Annotated in this window: 1 pseudogene; it reads left to right on the plus strand. The window is 40.9% G+C overall.

Annotated features, from left to right (window positions below):
* A pseudogene (locus EQG63_RS12265) lies at window positions 1-1,000 on the plus strand (adhesin); the annotation flags it as partial.

Below are 1,000 nucleotides of genomic sequence, written 5' to 3' on the forward strand. Positions count from 1 at the left end.
GATTTATTTAGTTTAATTACTGGCGAACAAGCTGGAGGAGTTTGGACTCGTCCAACAGGAACAGGTGGAACCTTTAATGCAGGAGCTGGAACTTATACCCCAGCAGCAGGAGCTACTACTAGTACATTCTTATATACGGTAACTGGAGTTGCACCATGTACAACAGATACAAGTTTAGCTACTGTTACAATCAATCCACAACCTAATGCAGGAACTGATGGAGGAGTAACAATATGTGATAATAGTGTAGCGGTAATAGATTTATTTAGTTTAATTACTGGCGAACAAGCTGGAGGAGTTTGGACTCGTCCAACAGGAACAGGTGGAACTTTTAATGCAGGAGCTGGAACTTATACCCCAGCAGCAGGAGCTACTACTAGTACATTCTTATATACGGTAACTGGAGTTGCACCATGTACAACAGATACAAGTTTGGCAACTGTTACTATTAACCCAGTCTTAGCCCCAGTTATAAATTGTGGAACAACAACTACAACAACGGTTCAGTTTACTTGGACAGCAGTAATTGGAGCTACAAGTTATAATGTGTCATATCAAGTAAATGCTTTACCTGTTGTCAATGTAGGTTCTATTGGAAACGTTTTGAATTATACAGTTTCTGGTTTAACACCAGGTGATAATGTAACAATTACACTAACACCAGTTGGTGGAGCTGGAACATGTTTTACATTTGGTACACAAACATGTACTGCAACTAACTGTGCTCCTCCAACGGCATCAATTAGTTATGGTACACCATTTTGTACAACTTTAGCTTTACCACAAAATGTTACCTTAACAGGAACGGGTGCTTACACCGGAGGTACTTATGCCTCTACAGCAGGATTATCTATCAATGCTGCAACGGGAGCAATTACCCCAAGTACATCCACACCAGGCACGTATACCGTAACGTATACCATTCCAGCTAGTGGAGGTTGTGCGGCAGTACCAGTAACAACAAGTGTAACAATCACTGCTTTACCAACAGCAAGTATTA

The organism is Flavobacterium amnicola, from assembly GCF_004122165.1.
Lineage (GTDB): Bacteria > Bacteroidota > Bacteroidia > Flavobacteriales > Flavobacteriaceae > Flavobacterium > Flavobacterium amnicola.